Origin of the sequence: Streptomyces sp. NBC_01723, from assembly GCF_036246005.1 — a bacterium.
GTDB lineage: Bacteria > Actinomycetota > Actinomycetes > Streptomycetales > Streptomycetaceae > Streptomyces.
Window position 1 is genome coordinate 996,738 of sequence record NZ_CP109171.1, and the last position, 20,012, is coordinate 1,016,749.

A 20,012-nucleotide genomic window follows, 5' to 3' on the forward strand; every position below is an offset into this window, starting at 1 on the left:
CATGAACGCCCTCAACTCCCTCATGGACGGGTTCGGCACGGCCCTGTCCCCGCTCAACCTGCTGTGGGCCGCCCTGGGTGTGCTGCTCGGCACGGCGATCGGTGTCCTGCCCGGCATCGGCCCGGCGATGGCGGTGGCGCTGCTGCTGCCGGTGACGTACGGCCTCGACCCGGTCGCGGCGTTCATCATGTTCGCCGGCATCTACTACGGCGCGATGTTCGGCGGTTCGACCACCTCCATCCTGCTGAACACCCCCGGCGAGAGCGCCGCGGTGGTGGCGGCCATGGAGGGCAACCCCATGGCCAAGGCGGGGCGCGGTGCGCAGGCACTGGCGGCCGCCGCCATCGGCCACTTCGCGGGCGGCATGATCGGCACGATCCTGCTGGTGGCGCTGGCGCCGACGGTCGCCGACCTGGCGGTGGACATCGGCGCGCCGGACTACTTCGCCATCATGGTGCTGGCGTTCATCGCCGTGACGTCGGTGCTGGGTTCCTCGCGTGTCAGAGGTCTGGCCTCGCTGCTGATCGGCCTGACCATCGGCCTGGTGGGCCTGGACCAGATGACGGGGCAGCAGCGGCTGACCTTCGGTTCGCTGCAACTCGCCGACGGCGTCGACGTGGTGATCGTCGCGGTCGGTCTGTTCGCGATCGGCGAGGCGCTGTGGGTGGCGGCGCACCTGCGGCGCGGCGCTGCCGAGCCGATCCCGGTGGGCCGGCCCTGGCTGGGCCGCGGGGACGTCCGCCGCACCTGGAAGTCGTGGCTGCGCGGCCCCTTCATCGGCTTCCCGTTCGGCGCGATCCCGGCGGGCGGTGCGGAGATACCCACCTTCCTCTCCTACGTCACGGAGAAGCGCCTGTCCAAGCACAAGGACGAGTGGGGCAAGGGGGCCATCGAGGGCGTGGCCGGACCGGAGTCCGCGGCGTCGGCCTCGGCAGCGGGCACGCTGGTGTCCATGCTGACCCTGGGCCTGCCGACGACGGCGGTCGCCGCGGTCATGCTGGCCGCCTTCCAGCAGTACGGCATCCAGCCCGGCCCGCTCCTCTTCGAGCGCGAACCCGAGCTGGTCTGGGGACTCATCGCGTCCCTCTTCGTCGGCATGGTGCTGCTGCTCGCGCTCAACCTGCCGCTGGCACCCGTGTGGGCCAAGCTGCTGCGGATCCCCCGGCCGTACCTCTACGCGGGGATCATGTTCTTCGCGGCGGTCGGCGCGTACGCCGTCGGCGGCGAGGTCGTCGACCTGGTGATCCTGCTGATCATCGGCCTGGTGGGCTTCGGCATGCGGCGCTACGGCCTGCCCGTCCTGCCCGCCGTGATCGGCGTCATCCTCGGCCCGAACGCCGAGCAGCAGCTGCGCCGCGCCCTGCAGATCAGCGACGGCAGCGTGACGGGCCTGGTCAACACGCCGTTCGCGGTGACGGTGTACGCGGTGATCGTGCTGCTGCTGGCCTGGCCGCTGCTGAGGCGACCGCTGGCGCGGCTGGCGGCCCGGGGACGGACGCGGGCCGACGCCTGACCTCAGATCCTCGTACCGTGATCCGGAGACGGGTCCTGCTCCGTCCGGCAGGACCCGCATCCGCACGACAGAGGGAGAGCCCCATGATTTTCATCACCGCGAAGTTCCAGGTCCTTCCGGAGCACGCGGACCGGTGGCCGGAGATCTCCGGCGACTTCACCCGGGCCACCCGGGCGGAACCCGGCTGTCTCTGGTTCGACTGGTCCCGCAGCGTCGAGGACCCCGCGGAGTACGTCCTGGTCGAGGCGTTCCGCGACGACGAGGCGGGCGCGGCGCACGTCCAGTCGGCGCACTTCCGCGCCGCGCAGGAGCAGCTGCCGCGCCACCTCGCCCGGACACCGCGCATCGTGAACGCGTCGCTCGACCAGGACGACTGGTCGCTGCTGGGTGAGATGGCGGTCGATCGCGGCTGACGGGCGTGCGGTCGTCCGGTCAGGGCGGCCGCCGCCGGAGCTCGGGGCGCCCTTCCCCAGGGGGCGCCCGTCGCTCGGTCAGCCTTTCAGGGCGCCCACGGCCCGAGCATGTCCTTCATCGCGTCCGTCATCGCGAATTGCAGCAGCGGGCCGTACGTGATCCGTCCGACACCGAGGCGACGGAAGCGCTCGAGGTCGTGCTTGACCGGGTGGGCCGTGGAGTTCACGGGAATGGAGACTGCGCCGACCACCGCCGCGAGCAGGTCGTCGTCGTCCTGGATACGCACCGGGTAGACACTGTCGGCGCCGGCCTGCTCCAGGGCCCGCAGCCGCTCGATCGCCTCGTCGAGGACGCCGGACGCGTCCTCCGCGTGCAGGAAGAGGTCGGTGCGCCCGTTGACCCAGACCGGGATCCCCGCGTCGTCGGCCGCCGCGCGCAGGCCGGCGATGTAGCTCGCGTGCTCCTGTGTACTGCGCACGCGTCCGCCCTCCGAGTGGACGGTGTCCTCCAGGTTGAGACCGACGCCGCCGACCTCGGTGAGCCCGGCGATGAGATCCGCGGGTTCCTGTCCGTACCCGGCCTCCAGGTCCACGGACACGGGGACGTCGACCGCCGCGATGATGGGCCTGACCGCGGCGAGCACCTCCTCGAACGTCTGCCCCTCCTGGTCCTCGGCTCCCCGGGAGTCGGCGAGCGGATGGCTGCCGATCGTCAGCGCGGGGAATCCCGCGCCGGCCGCCGTCCGCGCGGACCACACGTCCCAGACAGTCGGCAGCACCAACGGCTGGTACTGGGCGTGCAGTTGCTTGAGGAGTTGAGCCCGCTCAACAGTGGTACGAAAGTCCATGCCGAGGACGCTACCCCGGATCACACGACCGCGAGTCGGTACACGTCTCACATGTCGCGCCCGCGGTCAGTGGGTGGCCCTCAGCAGGACGAGGGATCCGCGGTATGCCGGGCGGCTGCGCAGGTGTCCGAAGGCCTCGTCCCAGCCGCCGGAGCCCAGGGCACGGCGCAGGGAGATGTCGAACTCCTCGCGGGCGTGGTCGTCGATGAAGCTCCACGCCGAGCAGGCTTGCCGGGCCCCGGGGTCGTGGAGCATCTCGGGGCGGCCCTAGTACGCCTCGTTGAAGCCGTCGGTGCAGTCCAGCGGGATGGGGACCGGCTCGACGGTCACGGTGCCGCCGAGGGCTTCGGTCAGGGCGGCCGGGCGCGGGGAGCGGCGGGCCTCGGTGTCGAGGACGTCGGGCGCGCAGTCGTAGAGCCAGAAGTCGCGCACGAGGGTGGGATCGCAGGTGAGGATCGCGACGGGGCCGCGGGTCACACGGCGCATCTCGCGCAGTCCGGCGGCGGTGTCGGACCACTGGTGAACGCTGAAGAGGGCCATGGAGGCGTCGAACCGGCCGTCGTCGAAGGGCAGGCCCTCGGCGACCGCGTCGATCGCCGTCGCCAGTTGGCCGGGGCGCTGCGCGCGCATGGCCGACGACGGCTCGACCGCGGTGATGACGTGCGCGGGGTTCTCGTAGGAGCCGGTGCCCGCCCCGACGTTCAGGACGGTGTCGGCCCGGCCGAGAGCCTGCGCGATGACCTGGGCGATGCGGGCGTCGGGTCGGGGCGGCGCGAGCGGGCCCGGCCGGAGCCGATGCCGCCGTAGCCGACGTCACCGGCGCTGCCGTCGTGAGTGCGCATGACCATGGGAGACCTCGCCTCGTGGACCGGGACCTGACCGGGGCGGTGACCGCCATGACCACCCGCCCCGAACAAATTTCTATCTCGCATCTGCGAGGCGAAATACCAAACAGGGCCTGTGCATGCTTGGCAGGTCACTCAATTCGCGAGGCATCTGCAACCCTGCGTGAATTGCAGGATGTGTCGGCGGACCTCCGCCGGTGCCGCGCTGTTCAGCCCAGCGCCCGGTCGAGGTTGAAGGCCGCGCTGATCAGGGCGAGATGGGTGAACGCCTGCGGGAAGTTGCCGTTCTGCTCGCCGGTGTGGCTGATTTCCTCCGCGTACAGCCCGAGATGGTTCGCGTACGTGAGCATCTTCTCGAACGCCAGCTGCGCCTCCTCCAGACGTCCGGCGCGACTCAGTGCCTCGACGTACCAGAAGGAGCAGATCGAGAACGTTCCCTCCTCGCCCCGCACCCCGTCCGGGCTCGCCTGCGGGTCATACCGGTAGGCCAGGGAGTCCGCGACCAGCTCCTCCCCCAGTGTGTCCAGCGTCGACAGCCACTTCGGATCCGTGGGGGAGATGAATTTGGCCAGCGGCATCATCAACACGGAGGCGTCGAGGACGCTGTCGCCGTAATGCTGGAGGAACGCCTTCCGTTCGGCCGACCAGCCGCGGTCCATGATCTGGCGGTAGATGGCGTCGCGCGTGCCGCTCCAGCGCGCGATGTCGGCCGGCAGCCCGCGACGACGGGCCAGGCGCATCGCCCGCTCGATCGCCACCCAGCACATCAGCCGCGAGTAGAGGTAGCTCTTGCGTCCGCCGCGGGTCTCCCAGATGCTCTCGTCGGGCTGGTCCCAGTGGTCGCAGACCCAGTCGACCAGGTCGCAGACCGTGTCCCAGTGGGCGCTGGATATCGGCTCTCCCCACTTGTCGTAGAGGTAGACCGAGTCGACGAGGGCGCCGTATATGTCCAGCTGCAGCTGGCCGACCGCCTTGTTGCCCACACGGACGGGGGAAGAGCTCCGGTAGCCCTCGAGACCGGGCAGCTCACGCTCGGCCAGGTCCCGGCGACCGTCGACGCCGTACATGATCTGTAACGGGCCGTTTCCGGAGTCGGAGGGGTGGGCGTACTCGGTCAGGAAGCGCATGAACGCCTGCGCCTCCTCGGTGAAACCGAGCCGCAGAAGCGCGTACACGCAGAAGGCCGCGTCGCGGATCCACGCGTACCGGTAGTCCCAGTTCCGTTCGCCGCCGATCTGCTCGGGCAGGCTCGTTGTGGGTGCCGCCACCATGGCGCCGGTCGGGACGTAGGTCAGCAGCTTGAGCGTCAGTGCGGAGCGGTGCACCATCTCGCGCCAGCGGCCGCGGTAGCGCGACGTGGACAGCCACCCCCGCCAGTACCGGACGGTGGCCTGGAACAGTTCCTCCGCCTCGGCCACGGCGCAGGCCCGGGGGGCGACGCTCTCCCCGACACGGTCGAGTGCGAAGACGGCGCTCTCGCCCTCGTGGAGCTTGAAGAGCGCCCACACGTCCCGGCCGTCGTGCTCCACCGGCACGCTGGAGGTCAGCGCCAGGGAGAGCGAGGCGGACTCGAAGACCGGACAGCCGTGCTCGGTGCGGATGGTGTGCGGCTCGGTCGCGTACCCGAACCGTGGTGAGACGTTGGCCCGGAAGGGCAGTGATCCGCGGACGCAGACCACTCTGCGGATCAGCCGATGCCGGTCGGCCTCACGCGAGTTGTCGACGATCGGCATGAAGTCCTGGATCTCGGCCACACCGTCATTCGCGAAGAAGCGGGTGATGAGCACATTGGTGTCGGGAAAGTAGAACTGCTTCGTGCGGGCCGGCACGTCCGGCGCGAGCTCGAAGCTCCCTCCCTTCTCGGCGTCGAGGATCGAGGCGAACACACTGGGAGCGTCGAATCGGGAGCAGCAGTACCAGTCGATCGTGCCGTTCGTCCCCACGAGAGCAGCACTGCGCAGGTCTCCGATGAGCCCGTGTTCCGAGACGGGCAGATACCTGGCAGACACGGTGAAGCCCTCCCCTGCCGGAGGAAAGTACCGTTATAGCTCATTTCATACTAGAACGTGAGACGCACCCCACTCACCGGAACCGGCCCCGCTCAGGTCCGGCGCCCCGTGTGGCGGCCTGCCATTCCGGGACGAAGTCGGTCAGACCGTGGCCGAACAGGCCGACCATCCATCAGCGACGCTTCGTACCGATGTCGATACGCAAAGCCACCGCGCCCGACACGCCTGCGCCGCCGCGACCCAGCACTCGATTACCACTCGAACGCGCTCAAGGCCCCCTTTGTCCCGATCAAGGGAAAAGTGGCCGTGTTTCGCGCTGAAGGTCTTACGCAGTCACCCGATGACCGCTAGCTTCATTGTTGCGGCCATGTCATGACCTGCCGACAGCCGCACATCGGCGCGACGGCGCGCGCCAGTACTCCCAGCACATGCCGTCTGACGGGCATGCATGCCTGAACCCCTCACAGCTTCGGGAGACACCTGTGCGCACGAAACGACCGTTAGGAAGCAGAACCCCAGGCCGGCGGCGCACCCACCTGCCATCGGCGGCCCGTTCCACGCTCCTTCTCCGCCTCGGCGGCACCCACAGCCGGCCCAGCGACCGCCTTTGGCCGACGGCGTCGGCGGACACTCCCACGTCGTGCATCCCCCATCGCGGCACAGCATGCCGGGACGTCGAGGTCTGACGGACGGGAACTCCGGGCCCCGTCCCGCGCCCAATCTCCGCGATGCGAGCTTCGCCGGGGCAACTCGCCCGTCATCTCGTTCGGCATGCCCGGGCGCGGCGCCCCGGCATGCCCGCTGAACCCCGCACTCCCCCCCGTGCGCGGTGCGACGGGACTGGTGTCCGGCACGCCGTCAGACGGCACCTCCCGCCTCGCGCTCCGCGCAACTCCGCAGTCCGTCCCCTCTCAATGAAGGAGATGACGCCGTCTTGCACAGAAAACTGATCGGTACCCTGGCCCTGATCGCGGCGGCAGCGCTGAGTGCCACGCCGTACGCCGCGGCAGCGCCCGAGAGACCGTCCCCGCCGTCGGCGCCCACCGCTCAGGCGGCTCAGGCCGCCGCCGACCCCCACTACGAGGTCCTGGTCTTCTCCAAGACGGCCGGGTTCCGCCACTCTTCGATCGACGACGGGCTGGCGGCCCTGCGCGAACTGGGAACGGCCAACAACTTCACCGTCGACGCCACCGAGGACGCGGGAGCCTTCACGGCCGCCGGACTGGCCCCCTACGAGGCGGTGGTCTTCCTCTCGACCACGGGTGACGTGCTGAACGACGCCCAGCAGACGGCCTTCGAGCAGTACATCAACAACGGCGGTGGCTACGTCGGCGTGCACGCGGCGGCGGACACCGAGTACGACTGGCCCTTCTACGAGGGTCTGGCGGGTGCCCTCTTCCAGTCCCATCCCGCCGTCCAGTCCGCCACGGTCCAGGTCGAGGACCGGGCCCACGACGCCACCGCCCATCTCGACCGGGCCTGGCAGCGCACCGACGAGTGGTACGACTACCGCTCCAACCCGCGTGCCTCCGCCCGCGTCCTGGCCTCGCTGGACGAGTCGAGCTACTCCGGCGGTTCCATGTCGGGCGACCATCCGATCGCCTGGTGCAAGGACTACCAAGGCGGCCGTGCCTTCTACACCGGTGGCGGCCACACCGACGAGTCCTACGGACAGGCCGAGTTCCGCCGCCACCTGCTGGGCGGTGTCCGGTGGGCGGCCGGCATGACCGAGTCGGACTGCCGTCCGGAGACCGGATACACCGGCCTCTTCGACGGCTCCGGCACCAGCGGCTGGAGCCAGGCGGGTCCCGGCGGCTTCACGCTCGCCGATGACTCCCTGACGTCGTACGGCGGGCTCGGCATGATGTGGTACAACGCCAGGGAGTTCACCGGCGACTACTCCGTGAAGCTGGACTGGAGGATGGACGACGACTCCAACTCCGGTGTCTTCCTCGGCTTCCCCGCCTCCGACGACCCCTGGTCCGCGGTGAACAACGGCTACGAGATCCAGATCGACGCCACCGACTCCCCGGACCGCACCACGGGCTCCGTGTACGGGTTCCAGGCGGCGGACATCGCCGCGCGGGACGCCGCACTCAACCCACCCGGAGAGTGGAACACCTACGAACTCCGCGTCACCGGCGAACGGCTGGAGATCTTCCTCAACGGCCGCAAGATCAACGACTTCACCAACACCGACCCCGCCCGCAGCCTCCGCCAGGGTCACATCGGCATCCAGAACCACGGTGACGGTGACGCGGTGTCGTTCCGCAACATCCGGGCCAAGGTACTGAACGCCGGTCCGTCCGCGGGCGAGGTGAAGGGCGTGCACGGCAAGTGCCTGGACGTCGACAACTCGCAGACCGCCGACGGCACGAAGGTCCAGTTGTGGACGTGCAACGGCACGGCCGCGCAGAAGTGGACGGTGCAGGGAGACGGCACGGTGAAGGCACTGGGCAAGTGCCTCGACGTCTCCGGCGGTGGCAGCGCGGACGGGACTCGCATCCAGCTCTGGACCTGCAACGGCACGGGCGCGCAGTCCTGGCAGCCGCAGGCCGACGGCACGATACGCAACCCACAGTCCGGCAAGTGCCTCGACGCCTCCGGCGGAACCTGGAACGACGGAACCCCGGTCCACCTGTGGACCTGCCACACCGGCGCCAACCAGAAGTGGACCCTGCCGTGACCTCGAGGTTCACCGTCCGACGTTGAACGCGGCGACCTGCACTTGATCGGCGCTTGGTAGACCGGCGGACGTGAAGACGGCCTTCGTCTGATCCTGTGCTCTCACCACGGAGTGGATCAGCGCGAAGGCCGTCGTCGTGCTGCGGCGCGGTGAGGTCGGCTCGGAGGCGAATGCCAAGCGCGGGAGCGCACCGGACATCCCTTGCGGAAGCGTGGGCGACGCGGAAACCGCAGCGATACCCCCGGTCGCGGCCTACCTCTGAGCATCCCGTTCCGGGCCCGGCACGCGGATGATCGTCTTTCCGGGAGTCCGCTTGTCCGGCGCGAAGGCCGAGGCAGCCTCGGCGAGCGGCCGGACGGCCCCGACGATCGGCTTGAGGCGCCCGTCGCGCAGGCGCTGGGCCAGGTCGGCCAGCCGGGCCCGGTCGGGTTCGACGACGAAGAAGACGGCGCGTCCGTCGCGGGGGTGGACGGTGGGCGGCTCGGCGATGGTCACCAGCGTGCCGCCGGGACGGACCAGCGCGGTGGAACGTTCGAGGATCTCACCGCCGATCACGTCGAAGACCACGTCAACCTCCCCGATGTCCTCCAGCTTCTCCGCCTGAAGGTCGACGAACGCGTTGGCGCCCAGGCCGAGGGCGGTGTCGCGGTCACCGGACCGGCCGGTACCGATCACTCGGGCGCCGGCCTCGCGGGCCAACTGCACGGCGATGGAGCCGACGCCGCCCGCGGCACCGTGGATGAGCACGGTCTGGCCGGTGATCAGGTGGGCGTGGTCGAACAGGGCCTGGTAGGAGGTGAGTCCGGAGATCGGCAGCGCCGCGGCCGTGATGTGGTCGACATCGGCCGGGAGCGGGGCGAGGTTACGGGCCTCGACCGCCGTGTACTCGGCCAGTGTGCCGTTGCGGGTCCAGTCGGTCAGACCGAGGACTCGCTGCCCGACCGTCAGGCCGGTGGTGCCGTAACCGAGTTCGGTGACCACGCCGGACAGCTCGTGGCCGGGCACGCTCGGGGTCCGGTCACGGCCGGCCCGGTCGGTCCAGGTACCGGGCCAGTCCAGCTCGCCCGGGGTGAATCCGGCGGCGTGGACCTCCACGATCACGTCGTTCTCGGCAGCATGCGGATGGGGCAGCTCGGAGCGGGTCAGGCCGCTGACACCGGCATTGCGGTCCTGGACGGTGATGGCTTGCATGAGGGGTTCCACCTCTGAGTGGGAGAGGTTCAGGAAGCGGGCATCGCGTCTCGTGGACGCGGGCGTCCCAGCCTACGATCGAGGAGGCCCAGACCTCTGGGCCAATCGCACTCAGTGCTAGTGGGCCATTGACATCCATGGTCCGCAGATCCGCAGATCCGCAGATCCGCAGGTCCGCAGGTCCGCAGGTCCGCAGGTCCGCGCGAAGACGCGCTGGGAATCAGTGCTGCGCAGGGGCTCTTCCGTGTCACCCGGAAGACGGGCTCGTGGCTGAGGAAGGCTGCTGTGGCACGTGATCCGATCGGGCTCGCCGGTGTACTGCCCATGAGGGTCCGGGGGTGTGTGGTTGCACATGCCGTAGCGGCATGTGGTGTCGTCGAGGGCACCAGAGCACGAAAGGCCCTGTCTGCGATGTATCCCTCCGCCATGCCTCCCCGCGAGGTCAAGATCGGCGATGCCGCCGCCTTCGCCGGAACCACTCCGCGCGCCATTCGTCACTACCACCAGATCGGTCTGCTGCCGGAGCCCGGACGAGGCGGAGACGGACGCCGCCGCTATGGCTACGACGACATGATCCGCCTGCTGTGGATCCGCAAGATGTCCGAGGCCGGCATCAGCCTGGATGACATGCGGGCCGCCTTCGACGAAGCCAGGGACGTCGAGGATGTCCTGGGACGGCTGGAGGAGACCCTGGCCGCCCAGGAGGCCGCCATCAAGCGTCAGCGCGCCGCAGTCCAGCGCCTGCGGGCCGTGGGCAGCCCACTGGGCCTGCTCTCGCCGCTGGTCACGGACCGGCTCAGCCACCTGCCTCCTGGCGCACTGCGCCCCTCCGACCTGGACGCCCTGCTGGTCACGGAACGGATCTTCGGACCGCTGGGAGCCGCGATTCAGGCCGGCGTGTTCATCATCCTGGCGACCCATCCCGGCCTACGGGCCGAGGCAGACCGCCTCGACGCGGCCGACGCAGCCCTCGATGACACCGTCGACCCACACGACCCGCAGGTCGAGGAACTCGCCGCGCGGCACTGCGCCCACCACAAGGCCCTGCTCCAGGCCATTGATGCGGCCGGACTGGAGGTGGCCGAGGAGAAGCTCTTCGAGATCTACGACGCCGAGGTGAGCGGTGCGGAGGACGCCCGGATGAGTGCCTTCGAAGCGGTAACCAAGATGCCCTATGGCTTCTCCGCGGCCCGGACGCGGTGCATGGAACTCACGGCACGACTCCTCGACGGGGACCTCGCCGCGGGCAGCTGACCGCTGGACTGTGGCCGTGCGTGAGGATCCCGGATGGGCCACCGACACGAAGCCGACGTCTCGGCGTCGCGCCACGGCCCGCACACAGGTGGTGCGGGTCAATGTGGGCGTCGGCCCCCGGGCATGCCACGCGCCGGCCGCACCCCGGCGTCACCGGCGTGGTGCCACGAGGGAATCGGTCCCCGGTCCGTCAAGCTCCTCCAGAGCCACCCGTCGCCCGCAGACAGCCAGCAGCAGCGAAAGCGCAGGCCCCCTGACTTCCGGACCGTCTCCGATGGACAGGTCGGCGTCTACCGCTGTGAGCCGGATACTGGCTGTCAGCTCCTTGGCTCCGCCGAACGACGCGGGAGTGCGAGCCTGCAGGCGCAGCGAACGGACGACAGCCTCCGGCGGATAGGAGCGGGTGATGCCCAGCGGCCTGCGGATGTCCTCACCGTGGACGACCTGCTCGACGAGCCGGCTGTCCAGCGGCGCAGGGGGCGTCGACCTACGCGACGCGACCTGCCGAAGCCGCTGCAACGTCTCCTGCGGTGAGGCGCCCCGCTCCCGCTCCACGCCGCGTGCGTTCTGGCGGTCGAAGTCGAACCGCTCACGGACGAGACCGACCACAAACCCAAGACGTGTCGTCCGGGCCGTGTCGATCAGGTGTGCGACCACGTCATGCACGGTCCACCCCTCACAGAGCGATGGCTGTCCCCACCGCTCCTCTTCAAGGTGCGCGAGGTCGTCGATCAGCGCAACACGCTCCGTATGCACCATCGGCCAGACATCGTTGCGCATGAGTTCATCCTTCACTCGACCCCGGCATTCGTCTGGTGAGACTCCCGGCACCGCGAGAACTCATCGCCCGGTCAGACGGCGGTCAGGCGGATCGGGATTTCCCCGCGGTCTTGACCACCATGTTCAGGAGGTGGACCTCAGCGACGGTGCCTGCCACGTCACCCCCGGCGGCTGGAGCAGGGGCGAGGGCTCGGGTCCAGGGTCGTCGGAGTCGACGACTCCGGCAGCCGTGTAATCGAAGTCGGCCGGCCAGCGGGTGTGCTCACTGGCCAGGGCGCCGGTCAGGCGTGCCTCGGCGAGGTTGGCGGTGCTCAAGTCGGTGCCGCGCAAGTCAGCCATGCGGAGGTCGGCGCGGTGGAAGACCGCACCGTGCGCGGTGGCCTTGCGCAAGTTCGCCTCGCGCAGGTCGGTCTCGGTGAAGTCGGCGTCGCACAAGTCGGTTTCGACCAGCTTCGCGGCCCGCAGGTCGGCCAGGACGCAGCGAGCCCGGCGGAGAACCCCCGTGGTGAGGTCGGCGTGCCGCAGGTTGACCGAGACCAGGGACGCCTGTGTCAGATTGACGCGGTACAGACTCGCCGCCTCCATGCAGGCGCGGTCGAAGTTGACCTCGGGAAACCACAGCCCGTCGCAGTCCGCTCGGCGCAGGTCAGTGACGCTGAGATTGACCCAGGACTGCTCCCGGCGCCGGCAGAGCACGCCGAGCGCGGTCAGCGCCACCTGGGCGTCGGCGGTGCGGATCTCCAACGGTGCGATGTCGTTGATGGGCACGTCCGGCGCCGGTGATTCCGGTCCCGCAGGTGGCCAGGGCAGGTGTGTACGCAGATATGCGGCCTGGATGGAGATGATGGCCTCCCGGTCACGGGTGGACTGCTCCGCGATCCGCCACAGCGCGTGCAACCCGCCGATGCGCACATCCAGCTTGTCGCTGCCGAGCTGGTCGACGGCGCGGCTGAATCGGTCCGTGACGTAGCCTTCCCGGGTGGCACGCAATCCGTCCTGGCTCACCCGCAGTTGCCGCCAGGTGGCGTAGGCGCCGAAAAGCACGATCAGGCCACCGACCACTTGCAGAAGCGTCGTGCGGACATCGTTCACCGCCTTCAGCCGGTCCTGCGCGGCGACGCTCGCCCCGGCGAGGTCGTGGTCGACCACCACCCCCGGCAGCACGACGAACAGCACGCCCAGCATGCCCAGACCCGCCCCGGCCAGCAGACCTGCGGCGATACGACGTCTGACCGGCCTGTCGTACCATCCCCGCCGCCCGCGGTCCGGCTCCCCCATCTCCATGGGCATGGGAGCCTAGGCGCCGCTCAGAAGACGATCAAGAGTGACGCCACGGGCCCGCCACATGAGAACGGACTTACCGGGTGCACGAGTTGTGAGTTCTGCCCGGACCCAGCAGCCTGTTCCCGTCCTGCCCTTTTCCGGTATCTGGATTCAGTCGATACAGAACTCGTTGCCCTCGATGTCCAGCATCACGAGCCCGGTGCCGACCCGCACGTCGAGATGCGCCCGGTTCTTCACGACCTTGCCTTCGGGGACGCGCTGACAGCACAGGCGCGGGCCCCCACCGGAGGGATCACTGCAGGCGGACCACGTTCCCTGCTTCTCAGGCGGCAGGGTGCGCTTGATCGCTGACATCAACGCGTACAGGGTGCGCCCTGCCGCTCGTTTCCGCAGGCGGATCCGCCCATCAGGCATCGCGGCCCGGGCCACCATGGACACCCAGTGATCAACCCGGACGCCCCCAGCATCCCCTCCTGACCGTATCTCCGCCTGGCACCCGGAAGGTTCCTGACGTGGGCACCCGTCCGCAGGAGGCCCGGACATCGCTCTCAGCCCCCCCCCCCCCCAAGTACGTGATTGTCAGGTCAGGGACGACACGCTCAGCCCGGCTCTGCTCGTAGGGCAGCTCGGTCCCAACGGCGCGGATCACTCTCCAGTGAGGCGCGGTCCCAGTCGCCGTGCTTGGCAGCGGCCTCGTAGGTGGTGTGCAGGAATTCCATCAGTGCGTGGTCGGGATCGCGCGCGGTGCGCACGGTCTCGTACGGCAGCAGGAACTGTCCGTTCTCGGCGCTGTAGTAGGCGCCGTCGGGGCGCACCGGGTGTTCCGCGAAACCGTCGGGCTCGGGGTACGCATAGGAGTAGAAGGCACCCTCGTCGCCGCCGCCGGGCCAGAATCCGCAGCTGGAGAGTTCCCGTGAGTAGCCTTCCGCCATCACCCAGTCGCCGCAGTTCGGGGCGCCGCCAGGATGAGTGGGAGCCGACCGGCCGGAGAAGCGGGTACAGGCCAGGTCCATGGCGCCCCAGAAGAAGTGAACGGGGCTGACCTTGCCGATGAACTCCGCGCGGAAGCGGCCCAGGAGCCGGTTGGCCTGTAGCAGTTGGCGCCAGAAGAGGTGAGCTGCCGTCGCGTCGTAGGAGCAGTGCTGCTCGTCCTCGGCGAACGGGATGGAGGGTTCCACCTCGTTGGGCCGCCGTTGGAAGGCGGCTTCGATGCCCAGCGCCTCCAGGGCTTGCATGGTTTCGGTGTAGAAGGTCGCGACCGACTTGGGCTTCAGGGCCACTTCGCGGCTCGCGCCCTTGCTGCTGCGGATGACGAGCCGGTGTTCGACGAAGTCGAACTCCGCATCGAAGGCGCCGTCGCCGTAGGGCACTGAGCCGGTCGTCAGGCCTCTCGGGGTGACGTAGAGGGTCACCTGCCACCAGTGGTTGACCATGGGAGCGTGGGCCAGCCGCAGCTTGCCTACGATCTGTGTCCACATGTGCAGGGTGTCACGGGTTTTGGTCCAGTCGGCCACCCGTAGTGAGGGCCATGCTGCGCGGTGCGAGGACTCGGATGCGGTGGGTGAGTGCGGGAGGCTCACGGGGTCCACCTCCGCTTCGGCTATCGGTGTTCCGGGTTGCTGGAGTCGGCGCGGCAACCGGCGTCCCATGCGGTGCGCTGGTTGCCATATGGCGGGATGCCTCCGGCTGCGCGCAGCATCGCCGCCAGGTGGAGCAGGTTGTAGGTCATGAAGGTGGTGTTGCGGTTGGTGAATTCATTGTCCGGCCCACCGGAGGCGGCGTCCAGATATGACGGTCCCGGCCCGGCCTCTCCGACCCAGGCCGCGTCTGCCTGCGGCGGGATGGTGTAGCCCAGGTGCTGCAGGCTGTAAAGGACGTTCATGGCACAGTGCTTGGCGCCGTCTTCGTTGCCGGTGATCAGACAGCCGGCGACCCGGCCGTAGTAGGCATACTGACCTGCGTCGTTGAGCATGCTGGAACAGGCGTACAGGCGCTCGATGACCTGCTTCATGACGGAGCTGTTGTCACCGAGCCAGACGGGGCCGCACAGGACCAGGATGTCCGCGTCCATCACACGACGGTAGAGCTGGGGCCACTCGTCCAGTGCGGCGCCGTGCTCGGTCATGTCCGGCCAGACGCCGGTGGCGATGTCGTGGTCGGCGGCCCGGACGATGTCGGCCTGCGCTCCGTGCTGCCGCATGATCGCCACGCTGCGGTCGATGAGGCCGCCGGTGTTGCTGACCTCAGGTGACCGTTTGAGGGTGGCGTTGACGAACAGTGCCCGCAGCCCGTCGAAACGAGGTCCGGTCCCGTCTGTGGACCTCGCGCCTGCTTCCGTTCCGGGTCCTGCCATGATCGGTTCCCCTTGGGTGCGTGGTGAGCAGTTCGAGAGCGCCGCGACCAGCACCGTAGGTCGGCACAGGAAGTTTGCCGCTTCCGCCACGCCCACCGGGGGCGAGGAGATCGGGGTGCGGGGATGCCTGGGCGCGGCCGGAGGCGGGCACTCGGCTCATGTCCGTTCGATCCCCACACTCCGTTCAGGAGGTATGGACGATGGCGCAGCAAGACCTACCGGCTCCGGCCGAGGGGCTGGTCCTCACTCACTTCCTGACCGTCCGCGACGTGGCGGTCTCCCGGCGCTTCTACGCCGATGTCCTGGGCGGGGAGATCGTGCTGGAGGAGAACCCGGCCATCGTGAAGGTCGCCAACAGCTGGATCATCATGAATCCCGGGGGCGGCCCCACCCCCGACAAGCCCGGCATCTCGCTGGAGCCGCCGGGAGACCCGGCGAGGGTGTCCGGCTTCCTCAACGTTCGGGTGGCCGACATCGCCGCCTTCTATGCGGATGCGAGCGCGAAGGGGGCGCGGTTCGTGACCGAGCCGATCGATCGTAAGGCGGAGGTGCGTTGTTACATGAGGGACCCGGACGGCTACCTGATCGAGGTGGGGCAGGCCACCGGGATGCTGAAAGGTGTCTTCGCCGACCCACCCGCGGGCGCTGACGGGTAACGGACGGTCCGTTCCCTCGCACGGGCTGTGGTTCTCGGGGCGGCGACCGCGTCAGAGTTCGGCCGGGTCATCGGGTCGGTGACGCACCGTACGGAGATCCGGCGGCCACACCCAAAACGATCCTGCTCAGCCCAGGAAGCTCAGCCGGACCTGGCGGTCGGGGTTGTCCCTGTTGGTGTCCGCCAACCTCCGCCAGGACAACCCCGACCCCACTCACGAGCGCGAGCTCCACGCGACGTCATGCGCGGCATGCCACCCAGGAGTGCTCCGAGCCCCGCTGATCGGGCAACTGCATCCACCACGAGCGGGCGCACGGCCGTCTGGTCTCCAGCAAGCGGCTCGAGGCGGGTGTGGCGGCGGGAGAGTCTGCTGTCGGGATCCCGGGTCATCCTTGTCAGTGGCGGCCTCTGTCCTTGGGCGGCATGTCCGCCTTGCGTACAGCGCGGACACGCCGCAGTCGTACCGGTCCGTTCCACCCCTTGGGCCACTCCCGCACTGCGGCCGGGTCGGTGGTGGACCGGCACAGCGCCATGGAGCAATGAGCCGTCGCTCGGCGACGAGGGGCCGACGCGGGTGGCTCAGGGACTCGGAGAACCGGATTCCCGCCCCTCTCCCTGCTCAGCGGTCCCGGAGCTTCGCCAGGGTGTCGTCGAGGTCGGCGGCGCGGGGACGGTTGTGCGGCAGCTTGGCGAGGATGGCGGCCATGCCGCAGGTGTTGGTGAGGGCGGAGAAGACCAGTCCGGCGGCGATGCACGCCGAGAGGACCTGGAAGGCCGGGTGTACCAGGTGTCCGAGAAGGAGGCCGAGCAGGACGAGCGTGCCGGCCGTGAGGCGGACTTGGCGTTCCATGCCCCAGGGGGCAGGGGCCGCGCCTTCGGGGCGGTGCAGGTCGTGGCCGTCGGCGGCCCATGCTCCCGTGCCTCCGGAGAGGGTGGCGGTGGCGATGCCGTTGTCGGCGAGGACGCGGCAGGCGTTCTCGGAGCGGGCTCCGGAAGCGCAGACGACCAGGACGTCTCCGCGCTCGGCAGCATGCCTGATGTCGGGCAGCGCCCGCTGGACCTGGTCCAGGGGGATGTTGAAAGCGCCGGGCAGGTGACCGCCCGCGTACTCGCCCGGCGTGCGGACGTCGATCACGGTCAGTTCGTGCAGGCGGGTGCTGGCCTCACCGGTGCCGAGGGTGGTGCGCGTGGTCATGGAAGGGTCGTCCTTTGCTTTGGGCGGGGCCCCGGAGGGGGAGTATATTACCCCTGGGGGTATGCAATGAGGAGTGAAGATGGAACTTGATCTGGCGGCTGCGGAGCTGAAGGCGGTCCTGAACCGGCTGCGCCGCGCGCAGGGGCAGATCTCCGGGGTGATCCGGATGATCGAGGAGGGCCGGGACTGCGAGGAGGTCGTGACGCAACTGGCCGCCGCGTCGCGGGCGTTGGACCGGGCTGGGTTCGCGATCATCGCCACCGGGCTCCAGCAGTGCCTGACCGAGGTGGAGGACGGCAGCCGCACTCCCGAGGACCGCGACGAGCTGCGCGGCCGGCTGGAGAAGCTGTTCCTGTCCCTGGCCTGACCCCACCGCGGGGCGGCGGCGTGCGGCTCAGACGACCACGTCGATGAGCATCACGGCCGCCACGGCCAGCAGAACGAACGCAAAGACGCGTTGCAGTCTCTCTCCGGTGATCTTCGTGGCGAGACGCTTGCCGTCCCAGGCGCCCAGGATCGCCGCGCCGGCGAAGGGGGCGATCACCTCCCAGCGCAGGTCCCCGCCCGCGTCCGTTCGCGCGGTGAGCGCCGCGAGTGAGTTGACGGTGATGACCAGCAGGCTGGTGCCCACCGCGTGCTTCATCCGCAGGCCCAGAGCGCCCACCAGGGCCGGGACGGCGAGGAACCCGCCGCCGACGCCGAGGAACCCGGTCACCGCGCCGAGTCCGGCGCCGGCGCGGAGCGCCCTGGCGGGGCGCACCCGCTCCGGCGGCTCGGAGTCGGTCGGGCAGAGCATTCGCACAGCGGCCAGGGCTGCTACGGCGGAGAAGGCTCCGGTGAGGACGCGTGCCGGTAGGTGGCCCGCTGCGGCGCCCGCGAGGAAGGCCGGCACGATACCTGCCGCCGCGAAGAGCGCCCCGGTCCTCCAGGCGACGTTGCCGTCGCGGGTGTGGGCGTAGAGGGCGGTGGCGGAGGTCGCGGTGACGATGATCAGACTGGCGGTGGTCGCCGACGCCGGGGAGAAGCCGAGCAGGTAGATCAGGGCGGGGACCGCGAGCACGCTGCCGCCGCCACCCAGGGCACCGAGGGCCAGACCGATGACGGCCCCGGCGACCAGGGCGAGGACGAGGATGCTCACGCTATTGAGCCACTGTTTCCGCGCTCGTCGACGACCGGATACCCGGCGGCGGCCCACGCGTTCATGCCGCCCTTCACGTCCACCGCGTCCGCGCCCCGTTCGGCCAGCAGCTTCGCGGCCTGCTGCGAACGGTGACCGCTGCGGCAGATCACGACCAGCGGACGTCCCTGGGCGGAGGCGGGCAGGGACGCGCCCGTGGCCAGGCCCGTCAACGGAGCGTGCACGGCGCCGGGGGCGTGCCCGGACTTCCACTCGGGCCGCTCCCGCACGTCCAGCAGGACGGCCTCGGGCGGCTCACCACCGGTACGAGTGCGCGCTTCGTCCGCGGACACGCGCCTCTCGCTCTTTCGGAACAAGAACATCAGCACTCTCGCCTTTCTCTCGTCATTCGCTCTTTTACGGCCCCCGGACGTGGGCCCGGACAAGTGCGCTCAGCCGGTGACGATGCTCAGCCCGGCGTCGGCGGCGGCGTCGAAGCCGTCGTCCACGGCGACCACCCGGCGACCGGCGGCATCCAGGAGCGAGGCGGCGATGCCCGCGCGCATGCCGCCCGCGCAGTGCACCCAGACCGTGCCGTCCGGCACTTCACCGAGGCGCCGGTGCACCTGATGGATCGGAATGTGGACCGAACCGGCGATCCAGCCCTCGGCGCGCTCGGAGTCACGGCGTACGTCCAGGACCACGATCCCGTCGCGATCCTGGTCCGCGAGTTCCGCGAACGCCGCCCGCGGGAACGAAGCCGGCTTGTCGCCCTCCCGCAGCCACCTGCGGGGACCGCCGGTCGCCGCGGCGGCCGGCCGGTCGATGCCGACCCGGACCAGTTCCCGCTGTGCCGCCGCCAGTTGCTCGGCCGTCTCGGCGAGCAGGGTGACCGGCTTGCCCCACGGGATCATCCAGGCCAGATAGGTGGCCAGCTTGCCGTCCGCCTCGAAGTTGAACGAGCCCGCCACATGCCCTTCGGCAAAGGCGATCCGGCTGCGCAGGTCCACGACCCACTCCCCTGCCGCCAGGCGCGCGGCGATCTCGTGCGGGTCGGCGACGGCGGGCGGGGTCATGTCGACCGGGTCGGGGCCGCCCGCGTTGGCCGGTCCCATGTGCGCGTAGTAGGCGGGCACGTCCTCCAAGCCCGCGAGCAGATCGGCGACGAAGGTCTCCACATCTACGGTCAGCGCCGTGTTCGCGGCCTTCTCCTTGCCGATCGTCGTGGACTCGACATCCGCCTGCGCCGACGAGCAGAAACTGCCGAAGCCGTGGGTGGGAAGGACCTGGGTATCGTCGGGCAGGGCGTCGGCGAGCCGGCGCGCGGAGGCGTGCTGAGCGCGAGCCAGCTGCTCGGTCAGCCTCGGCTCGACGAGGTCGGGACGGCCCACCGTGCCGATCAGCAGCGAGCCGCCCGTAAACGCCGCGACAGGTCGATCCGCCTCCCGCAGGACGTAGGCGGTGTGGTGCGGCGTGTGCCCAGGCGTGGCAACAGCCGCAAGACTCAGACCGGCGCCGGGATCGATGTCGACCTCGTCCCCGTCGGAGACCGGGGTCCTGGCGAAGGAGACATGCGCACCGGATGGCACCAGGTAGACGGCGCCGGTGATCCGGGCCAGCTCCAGGCCACCGGTGACGTAGTCGTTGTGGATGTGGGTCTCCACCACGTGGGAGATACGCACCCCTCGCCGCGCCGCGGCGGCCAGTACCTGGTCGATGTCCCTCGGCGGGTCGACCGCCACCGCCGCCGACTCGCCGCCGGCGATGTAGCTGCGGTTGCCCAGACCCTCCAACTCGATCACGTCAACGAAGAACACCTCGACACTCCTTCCGCACGGAAATTACCCCCGGGGGTATGCAATCGACCCT

21 protein-coding genes are annotated in these 20,012 nt (G+C 69.7%); 6 read left to right on the forward strand and 15 right to left on the reverse strand.

Going from position 1 to position 20,012, the window contains the following annotated elements; all coding sequences use genetic code 11:
- Position 1 precedes the first annotated feature (1 nt).
- Both OIE75_RS04740 and OIE75_RS04745 read left to right on the forward strand, forming a co-directional pair.
- The gene (locus OIE75_RS04740; protein ID WP_329469677.1) at positions 2-1,513 is read left to right on the forward strand and encodes a tripartite tricarboxylate transporter permease; all 1,512 of its coding nucleotides are present in this window, start codon (positions 2-4) and stop codon (positions 1,511-1,513) included.
- A gap of 83 nt (positions 1,514-1,596) precedes the next feature.
- Positions 1,597-1,926, forward strand: coding sequence for a putative quinol monooxygenase (locus OIE75_RS04745; protein WP_307009932.1), 330 nt, complete (start codon positions 1,597-1,599; stop codon positions 1,924-1,926).
- An 86-nt stretch (positions 1,927-2,012) separates the two neighbouring features.
- Here the strand turns inward: OIE75_RS04745 and OIE75_RS04750 are convergent, their stop codons facing one another.
- The 5 genes from OIE75_RS04750 to OIE75_RS04770 form a co-directional block, all read right to left on the reverse strand.
- Positions 2,013-2,774 carry an isocitrate lyase/PEP mutase family protein gene (locus OIE75_RS04750; protein ID WP_307009934.1) on the reverse strand — a complete coding sequence of 254 codons (762 nt, stop codon included), beginning with the start codon at positions 2,772-2,774 and terminating at the stop codon, positions 2,013-2,015.
- A 66-nt stretch (positions 2,775-2,840) separates the two neighbouring features.
- Positions 2,841-3,029, reverse strand: a complete 189-nt coding sequence (locus OIE75_RS04755) for a hypothetical protein (protein ID WP_329469679.1) — start codon at positions 3,027-3,029, stop codon at positions 2,841-2,843.
- A gap of 12 nt (positions 3,030-3,041) precedes the next feature.
- The gene (locus OIE75_RS04760; RefSeq protein WP_329473932.1) at positions 3,042-3,524 is read right to left on the reverse strand and encodes a class I SAM-dependent methyltransferase; all 483 of its coding nucleotides are present in this window, start codon (positions 3,522-3,524) and stop codon (positions 3,042-3,044) included.
- Positions 3,476-3,616 carry a hypothetical protein gene (locus tag OIE75_RS04765; protein WP_329469680.1) on the reverse strand — a complete coding sequence of 47 codons (141 nt, stop codon included), beginning with the start codon at positions 3,614-3,616 and terminating at the stop codon, positions 3,476-3,478. The genes OIE75_RS04760 and OIE75_RS04765 overlap by 49 nt, the downstream gene beginning before the upstream one ends.
- A gap of 212 nt (positions 3,617-3,828) precedes the next feature.
- Complete coding sequence (locus tag OIE75_RS04770; RefSeq protein WP_329469681.1) at positions 3,829-5,628, reverse strand: glycoside hydrolase family 15 protein; 1,800 nt, start codon at positions 5,626-5,628, stop codon at positions 3,829-3,831.
- Between the two features lie 934 nt (positions 5,629-6,562).
- Between OIE75_RS04770 and OIE75_RS04775 the strand changes: the two genes are divergently transcribed.
- Entirely contained in the window at positions 6,563-8,314 is a 1,752-nt protein-coding gene (locus OIE75_RS04775) for a ThuA domain-containing protein (protein WP_329469682.1), read from the forward strand.
- A gap of 252 nt (positions 8,315-8,566) precedes the next feature.
- On the opposite strand, the gene OIE75_RS04780 is transcribed toward OIE75_RS04775, so the two are convergent.
- Positions 8,567-9,505 (reverse strand): NADP-dependent oxidoreductase, encoded by a 939-nt coding sequence (locus OIE75_RS04780; RefSeq protein ID WP_329469683.1) that lies wholly within the window; start codon positions 9,503-9,505, stop codon positions 8,567-8,569.
- Between the two features lie 411 nt (positions 9,506-9,916).
- Between OIE75_RS04780 and OIE75_RS04785 the strand changes: the two genes are divergently transcribed.
- Positions 9,917-10,759, forward strand: coding sequence for a MerR family transcriptional regulator (locus tag OIE75_RS04785; RefSeq protein ID WP_329469684.1), 843 nt, complete (start codon positions 9,917-9,919; stop codon positions 10,757-10,759).
- Between the two features lie 150 nt (positions 10,760-10,909).
- Here OIE75_RS04785 and OIE75_RS04790 read toward each other — a convergent pair whose 3' ends face one another.
- The 5 genes from OIE75_RS04790 to OIE75_RS04810 all read right to left on the reverse strand — a co-directional run bounded on the left by OIE75_RS04790 (position 10,910) and on the right by OIE75_RS04810 (position 15,176).
- Positions 10,910-11,539: a maleylpyruvate isomerase family mycothiol-dependent enzyme gene (locus OIE75_RS04790; protein WP_307009948.1), complete on the reverse strand. Its 630-nt coding sequence runs from the start codon at positions 11,537-11,539 to the stop codon at positions 10,910-10,912.
- Between the two features lie 123 nt (positions 11,540-11,662).
- Positions 11,663-12,823: a pentapeptide repeat-containing protein gene (locus tag OIE75_RS04795; protein ID WP_329473933.1), complete on the reverse strand. Its 1,161-nt coding sequence runs from the start codon at positions 12,821-12,823 to the stop codon at positions 11,663-11,665.
- Between the two features lie 150 nt (positions 12,824-12,973).
- Positions 12,974-13,177, reverse strand: coding sequence for a VOC family protein (locus tag OIE75_RS04800; protein ID WP_443078441.1), 204 nt, complete (start codon positions 13,175-13,177; stop codon positions 12,974-12,976).
- 245 nt (positions 13,178-13,422) lie between these two features.
- Positions 13,423-14,403, reverse strand: coding sequence for a DUF5996 family protein (locus OIE75_RS04805; RefSeq protein WP_329469685.1), 981 nt, complete (start codon positions 14,401-14,403; stop codon positions 13,423-13,425).
- A 20-nt stretch (positions 14,404-14,423) separates the two neighbouring features.
- Complete coding sequence (locus OIE75_RS04810) at positions 14,424-15,176, reverse strand: flavodoxin family protein (protein ID WP_329469686.1); 753 nt, start codon at positions 15,174-15,176, stop codon at positions 14,424-14,426.
- Positions 15,177-15,376: 200 nt separating this feature from the next.
- On the opposite strand from OIE75_RS04810, the gene OIE75_RS04815 reads away from it, so the two are divergent.
- Complete coding sequence (locus OIE75_RS04815) at positions 15,377-15,832, forward strand: VOC family protein (RefSeq protein WP_307009954.1); 456 nt, start codon at positions 15,377-15,379, stop codon at positions 15,830-15,832.
- A gap of 618 nt (positions 15,833-16,450) precedes the next feature.
- On the opposite strand, the gene OIE75_RS04820 is transcribed toward OIE75_RS04815, so the two are convergent.
- Positions 16,451-17,026, reverse strand: a complete 576-nt coding sequence (locus OIE75_RS04820) for a rhodanese-like domain-containing protein (protein WP_329469688.1) — start codon at positions 17,024-17,026, stop codon at positions 16,451-16,453.
- Between the two features lie 79 nt (positions 17,027-17,105).
- Between OIE75_RS04820 and OIE75_RS04825 the strand changes: the two genes are divergently transcribed.
- The gene (locus tag OIE75_RS04825) at positions 17,106-17,393 is read left to right on the forward strand and encodes a metal-sensitive transcriptional regulator (protein ID WP_307009959.1); all 288 of its coding nucleotides are present in this window, start codon (positions 17,106-17,108) and stop codon (positions 17,391-17,393) included.
- A 27-nt stretch (positions 17,394-17,420) separates the two neighbouring features.
- Here OIE75_RS04825 and OIE75_RS04830 read toward each other — a convergent pair whose 3' ends face one another.
- The 3 genes from OIE75_RS04830 to OIE75_RS04840 form a co-directional block, all read right to left on the reverse strand.
- Complete coding sequence (locus OIE75_RS04830; RefSeq protein WP_329469689.1) at positions 17,421-18,164, reverse strand: sulfite exporter TauE/SafE family protein; 744 nt, start codon at positions 18,162-18,164, stop codon at positions 17,421-17,423.
- Positions 18,161-18,526 (reverse strand): rhodanese-like domain-containing protein, encoded by a 366-nt coding sequence (locus OIE75_RS04835; protein ID WP_307009962.1) that lies wholly within the window; start codon positions 18,524-18,526, stop codon positions 18,161-18,163. Before OIE75_RS04835 ends, OIE75_RS04830 begins: the two co-directional genes overlap by 4 nt.
- 69 nt (positions 18,527-18,595) lie before the next feature.
- Entirely contained in the window at positions 18,596-19,960 is a 1,365-nt protein-coding gene (locus OIE75_RS04840) for an MBL fold metallo-hydrolase (RefSeq protein WP_329469690.1), read from the reverse strand.
- Positions 19,961-20,012 lie beyond the last annotated feature (52 nt).

Bases quoted from the DNA above. Each gene is read 5' to 3' on its own strand.
- OIE75_RS04740 (WP_329469677.1), top strand. From the start codon at position 2: ATGAACGCCCTCAACTCCCTCATGGACGGGTTCGGCACGGCCCTGTCC.
- OIE75_RS04745 (WP_307009932.1), top strand. From the start codon at position 1,597: ATGATTTTCATCACCGCGAAGTTCCAGGTCCTTCCGGAGCACGCGGAC.
- OIE75_RS04750 (WP_307009934.1), bottom strand. From the start codon at position 2,774: ATGGACTTTCGTACCACTGTTGAGCGGGCTCAACTCCTCAAGCAACTG.
- OIE75_RS04755 (WP_329469679.1), bottom strand. From the start codon at position 3,029: ATGCTCCACGACCCCGGGGCCCGGCAAGCCTGCTCGGCGTGGAGCTTC.
- OIE75_RS04765 (WP_329469680.1), bottom strand. From the start codon at position 3,616: ATGCGCACTCACGACGGCAGCGCCGGTGACGTCGGCTACGGCGGCATC.
- OIE75_RS04780 (WP_329469683.1), bottom strand. From the start codon at position 9,505: ATGCAAGCCATCACCGTCCAGGACCGCAATGCCGGTGTCAGCGGCCTG.
- OIE75_RS04785 (WP_329469684.1), top strand. From the start codon at position 9,917: ATGTATCCCTCCGCCATGCCTCCCCGCGAGGTCAAGATCGGCGATGCC.
- OIE75_RS04790 (WP_307009948.1), bottom strand. From the start codon at position 11,539: ATGCGCAACGATGTCTGGCCGATGGTGCATACGGAGCGTGTTGCGCTG.
- OIE75_RS04795 (WP_329473933.1), bottom strand. From the start codon at position 12,823: ATGGAGATGGGGGAGCCGGACCGCGGGCGGCGGGGATGGTACGACAGG.
- OIE75_RS04800 (WP_443078441.1), bottom strand. From the start codon at position 13,177: ATGTCAGCGATCAAGCGCACCCTGCCGCCTGAGAAGCAGGGAACGTGG.
- OIE75_RS04810 (WP_329469686.1), bottom strand. From the start codon at position 15,176: ATGGCAGGACCCGGAACGGAAGCAGGCGCGAGGTCCACAGACGGGACC.
- OIE75_RS04815 (WP_307009954.1), top strand. From the start codon at position 15,377: ATGGCGCAGCAAGACCTACCGGCTCCGGCCGAGGGGCTGGTCCTCACT.
- OIE75_RS04820 (WP_329469688.1), bottom strand. From the start codon at position 17,026: ATGACCACGCGCACCACCCTCGGCACCGGTGAGGCCAGCACCCGCCTG.
- OIE75_RS04825 (WP_307009959.1), top strand. From the start codon at position 17,106: ATGGAACTTGATCTGGCGGCTGCGGAGCTGAAGGCGGTCCTGAACCGG.
- OIE75_RS04835 (WP_307009962.1), bottom strand. From the start codon at position 18,526: ATGTTCTTGTTCCGAAAGAGCGAGAGGCGCGTGTCCGCGGACGAAGCG.